Origin of the sequence: Thermobacillus xylanilyticus (assembly GCF_907165215.1) — a bacterium.
Classification (GTDB): Bacteria; Bacillota; Bacilli; order Paenibacillales; family Paenibacillaceae; genus Thermobacillus; species Thermobacillus xylanilyticus.
In genome coordinates this window covers 1-5,044 of record NZ_CAJRAY010000027.1, presented here as the reverse complement: position 1 = coordinate 5,044, position 5,044 = coordinate 1, and the positions used below count along the sequence as shown (strand labels likewise).

The 5,044-nt window shown below is 52.9% G+C and carries 3 protein-coding genes and 2 pseudogenes; 2 read left to right on the top strand and 3 right to left on the bottom strand.

Going from position 1 to position 5,044, the window contains the following annotated elements; genetic code table 11:
- Positions 1-38 precede the first annotated feature (38 nt).
- Both KJQ12_RS06560 and KJQ12_RS06555 read right to left on the bottom strand, forming a co-directional pair.
- A complete protein-coding gene (locus tag KJQ12_RS06560) occupies positions 39-311 on the bottom strand; it encodes a hypothetical protein (protein ID WP_213483979.1) in 273 nt (90 codons plus the stop codon).
- A 732-nt stretch (positions 312-1,043) separates the two neighbouring features.
- Positions 1,044-1,361 (bottom strand): annotated as a pseudogene (locus KJQ12_RS06555) (group II intron maturase-specific domain-containing protein); the annotation flags it as partial.
- Positions 1,362-1,912: 551 nt separating this feature from the next.
- Between KJQ12_RS06555 and istA the strand changes: the two are divergent.
- Entirely contained in the window at positions 1,913-2,956 is a 1,044-nt protein-coding gene (istA, locus tag KJQ12_RS06550) for an IS21 family transposase (RefSeq protein ID WP_244860470.1), read from the top strand.
- Positions 2,953-3,738: an IS21-like element helper ATPase IstB gene (gene istB / locus KJQ12_RS06545; RefSeq protein WP_213483978.1), complete on the top strand. Its 786-nt coding sequence runs from the start codon at positions 2,953-2,955 to the stop codon at positions 3,736-3,738. Before istA ends, istB begins: the two co-directional genes overlap by 4 nt.
- Before the next feature lie 105 nt (positions 3,739-3,843).
- Here the strand turns inward: istB and ltrA are convergent.
- A pseudogene (gene ltrA, locus KJQ12_RS06540) lies at positions 3,844-4,920 on the bottom strand (group II intron reverse transcriptase/maturase); the annotation flags it as partial.
- Positions 4,921-5,044: the final 124 nt, after the last annotated feature.

The following is a 5,044-nucleotide window of genomic DNA, read 5'->3' as shown; positions in this document are numbered from 1 at the left end:
AGGGGTGGGTCATTTTCTTTTCGGCGCTCCTGGGTCAATTATATTCCGGCGGTGACAACCAAGAAGCTTGCATTGGTATATTCATCATAGTTTGAATCAATAATGGGGATAATTACTCGTACTTGACCATCAGAAGTTAACGTCTTCTGAGCTTTATTGGTGTCTAATTTGATCGGGGCTTCGTACGAATCGCGATAGTTCTGGACTACAAGATCAACGATGTCTCGAGCAGATTGTACACCGGCAGCACTGACAGGAGTTGCAATCAGCATAATCATAACCGCTATAATGCACACCAGTTTTTTACTCATAATCCCACATCCCTTCTAAAATTTTTATAAAACCAACTCTCCAAAACCCACAATTGAACCTTTCGATCACATATAACCTCCTTTACTATTATTTGTATATATCATATATATATATCCTATTTTTCTTTAAATAGGTTTTTTTGTTTATTTTAGAGTTTTATAGAATTTTAAATGAATTTCCATCTTCATATCTTGATCGTTCACTTAAATTGAATACAGAACGTCTGATTGGCTCAACAGACCAAATTCTGGTCATACTAGTGACACTGGTCTGTCAAATCCGATTCTTTTCGATGTCGTGGAGGGAACGGTTTACACCTTTGATCCGGATTGAAAAAACATACTGATCGAGACTACGAAAACAACACGGCAGACGATTGGGTCATGAAAGGTGACGGAAAATTACTGTGCGCTCGGGGGAGATATCGGGGTATTCATCGGGAATACCCACTTATCTTGAAACGGGGTGAAATGAGAGGCGGCTATGACGGAGCAGAAACAGCTTGTCCCCATGAGCGATGCGGCGCCGGTTCCTGCAAGTGACACGATTCGGCAAGCTTTTCCGGCCGTCCGGGCGGCGGCACAGATGGACTCAACAATATTGGCATATTGACGGAGTAAAAGATGCCACGGGCGGCGCGCATCTGTAAGCCAATCGAGTAGGAGGGGGCGGCAGCCCCCGACCTCTCACACCACCGTACATGCGGGTCCGCATACGGCGGTTCCGTAAGGTTAACAAAGTTCCAGGTAACGAGAAAGCAGACTTTTCAGCCCTTTCGCTTCCCAGTAGGAAGTCGGAAGGGCATTGTTTGTGTTACGGGACATTTCCCACGGACCACGGCGTGAGTTCGCCATCATTCGAGCCGCCCATTCGGGCACGCCGAGTGCACGGAGATTACGCAATCTGGTCTTGGGTCTCTTCCATTGTTTCCACAGACACATGCGCAGTCGCCTGCGAATCCATGCGTCGAGGTTACCACAGTGGTTCTTGGCGGCAGCCGGTCGGAAATACCCAATCCACCCCATCATGAAGCGATTCAGTCGGTGAATGTGAAAAACGGTGATAAAATCCCCAAAAGAAACGGTTGAAAATTCCCCACTTTGACCGATATCTCTCCCTTGGAGGGAGAGATACATCATGATCCGAAATGGGGAGTTTTACATGATCCACGAGATGAAGAAATGAGGAATGAATATCTCTCAAATCGCCAACGAGCTGGGAAGAGACCGAAAGACCATCCGCAAATGGCTGCAGCGCTCCGAACCGGCTCCTTACCAGCGCCGCGTCCGGAGGCCGAGCAAACTGGACTCGTTCAAAGACTATATCCGTCGTGTATAAAATCGTGACGGATTACCCCAAAAAATCGTGCTGCTGGAAATTGGGGATTTCCAGATTTGAAGACAGGCTTTACAGGGAGAGGCAGGCGTGATAGGCTTGCAAGCCCTTGATGATTCCTTTCCCATCGCCCCTTCGCAAGAATCACGCCTGCAGAGGCTCCCTGTCAAGCCTGTTGTCGTTTTTCCAGCGAGTGTTGAATAACTGGAAAATGACTGACGATTTTTTGGGGTAATTTTACGTGATAAAAAACATCCGTCGGCGCATGGAAGAAGGGTGTCTCAACGCCAACGTGATCTTTGACGAGATCAAAGCCCAGGGTTATACCGGCGGCAAAACCATTCTGCGCACCTTCATGCAGCCTCTCCGTCCGGCCGTCCTGACGAAAGCGACCGTGCGGTTCGAAACCTCCCCCGGTCACCAGGCCCAAGTCGACTGGGGGCGGTTCCGGGTGGACTGGAACGGAGAACCGAAACGGCTGTATGCCTTCGTCATGGTATTGGGCTTCTCCCGCATGATGTACGTCGAATTTACGGAGGATGAGAAATTGGACACGTTCATCGGCTATCATCTTCGGGCCTTCGAATACTTCGGCGGGCGTCCGGAAGTGGTGCTGTACGACAACATGAAAACCGTCGTGACGGACTTTGACGAACGCGGACACGCCGTCTGGAATGAACGGTTCAAACGCTTTGCGGCACATCACGGGTTTTTATTGCAGAACTGCCGCCCCTATCGGGCCAGAACGAAAGGCAAGGTGGAAAACGGAATCGGCTATGTCCGCAAAAACTTCTGGCCGCGCGTCCAAACCTTCACCGGTCTGGACGATCTGAACCGGCAAGTTCGCCAGTGGCTGGACACCGTCGCCAACGTTCGGGCGCACGGGACCACCCGGGAAATCCCCCGTGAACGATGGCTGCGGGAAGGGCTCAAACCCCTGAATCCGATGCCGTTTGAGGAGGTGGACAAACAGGCGAGGAAAGTCTCATCCGACGCATGCGTCTCGTATGAAAACAACCGGTATTCCGTGCCGTTCGAATGGGTCGGCCAAATCGTTCACGTTCAAGATCTCAAAAACGGAAAGATCCGCATCTATTACGGCGAACGGCTCCTGGCCGAGCACCCCAAGGCGGCGGGCAAATACCAGCGTGTCGTCAATGAAAAACACTTCGAGGGGCTCACAGCCGCCGGCAAGCATAAGGTCTCCCAACCGATGCCCAGGCTGGTTCCAAAAGCCATCCCCGAAGTGCTAGAACGCGACTTGTCCATCTACGAACAGTTTACCGACGAGGCGGTGGTCCAGAGATGACGACGCTTTTGTACGAGCGCCTGCAGGACGCCTTTCGGGAGTTCGGATGGACGCGGATTCCCGAGGTGGTGGATCACCACGCCGAGGAAGCCGCCAAGCACAATATATCGTATTTGGAGTTTTTGGACAAGCTTTTGCAGGAAGAGCTGCTGTCCAAACGGGAACGGTTTATCCGCATGAAGACGCGGGTGGCCCATCTGCCGTTTCACAAAAAGCTGGATCAGTTCGACTTCAGCTTTCAACCGTCCATTGATGAGCGGCGAATCCGGGAACTGGCCGCGCTGCGGTTTCTGGCGCATCGGGAAAACCTGATCTTTCTGGGGCCGCCCGGCGTCGGCAAGACCCATCTGGCTGTGGCCATCGCCCTGGAGGCCATCAAGCAGCGGTATACGGTTTATTTTACGACGGCGCACGAACTGGTGGAGACCCTTCAGCAGGCGCATCAGAACAATACGATCCGGCAGAAGATCAAAGTGTTCACGAAGCCGAATTTGCTCATCATTGACGAAATCGGGTACCGAAAGATGGAGGATGCGGCCGCTCATTTCTTCTTCCAGATCGTATCCGAGCGATACGAGACCGGATCGATTATCTTGACGTCGAACAAATCCTATGGTGCATGGGGCGAGATCTTTGGCGATGCGGTTCTGGCCACAGCGATTCTGGACCGGCTGCTGCACCATTCGACGACGATCAACATCAAAGGGGAAAGTTACCGCATCAAGGAAAAGAAAAAAGCCGGCTTTTTCCGTCCGGAGGGGAGTGAGGACAAACCAGAGTAAACAGAATTTTTTGGCGAATTTCTTTTCCCCTAGGGGGACAAAGAATGATTCTACTGGGGAATTTTCAACCGATTATTTTGAGGATTTTTCAATTGGTCTTGACAGAATTCGTTCTTCCATCGTCAGCGGGCGCGAGCGATCCGTTATTTCCCGGACTTTTTCCTTGAAACGTTAAATCGTCTTGGAAGCCAGACGGATTGTGGCCTGCTTGTTCGACAGGAAGCTGAAGCCGAGGAACTTTCGGTTCCACGGCCGGTCTACCGCGCTTTTGTCCCGGTTCACCTTCAGTCTCAGCTTTCCTTCCACAAATCGGATGACCGATTCCATGACCCGTTCTCCGGCCCGCTTGCTGGCCACGAAGATGTTGCAATCGTCCGCATATCGGACGAAGTGCAGTCCTCGTCTGGTCAGTTCTTTGTCCAAATCGTCCAGCAGGATGTTGGCAAGCAACGGACTGAGCGGGCCGCCTTGCGGCGTACCTTCTTCCGTCCGCACGACCACACCCCCGGTCATCACCCCGGCGTTCAGGTAAGCGCGAATCAGCTTGAGTATGCGCTTGTCGTCTATCCTCCGCGCGACTCTCGCCATCAGGATGTCGTGGTTCACACGGTCGAAGAACTTTTCCAGATCCATGTCCACGACCCAGCGGAGGCCGCTTTGGATGTACTGCTGCGCTTGCCTTACCGCATCATGCGCTCGCTTCCCCGGTCGGAAGCCGTAGCTGTGCCATGAGAAATGCGGATCAAAGATCGGTTCCATCACTTGCAGAAGCGCTTGCTGGAGAAGGCGGTCCATCACGGTCGGGATGCCGAGCAGCCGCACGCCGCCTCCGGGTTTGGGGATTTCCACCCATCTGACCGGCGAGGGTCTGTACGTTCCCGCCAGGAGGGCGGCTTTCACCGCTTCCCAGTGGGTTTTCAGGTAAGCTTGTAACGCCGTTACCGTTACCCCGTCCACACCGGGGGCTCCTCCGTTCTGGACCACTTTCCTGTAGGCTTTCAAGAGGTTTTCCCTCTCCAGCATCTTCTCCAGCAAGTCGTCCTGTGCTTTGCGAGAGAAAGGGGCGATTTGTGCCGGCAACGGACTCGGCGCTCCAACGGTCCCTTGCGGCTTCACCGCTACCTCCCGCTGGCAGCCCTCTTGCGAGGTATTCTGCTGTCTGCGCCCGTCAAGCGAACTCATCGGTTTCCTCTCTCCTTTCGGCTTAAGCACTTCCGCTTTCCTTACGTCCCGTACTCGCGTACTATGGCCTCTGCTGACTCCTGCGGATTCAGCGCAGCCTCCCGGCTGCGGTTACGAAGTCACT

Coding starts and splice junctions, on each gene's coding strand:
- istA (WP_244860470.1), top strand. CDS start 1,913: ATGGAAGAAGGGTGTCTCAACGCCAACGTGATCTTTGACGAGATCAAA.
- KJQ12_RS06560 (WP_213483979.1), bottom strand. CDS start 311: ATGAGTAAAAAACTGGTGTGCATTATAGCGGTTATGATTATGCTGATT.
- istB (WP_213483978.1), top strand. CDS start 2,953: ATGACGACGCTTTTGTACGAGCGCCTGCAGGACGCCTTTCGGGAGTTC.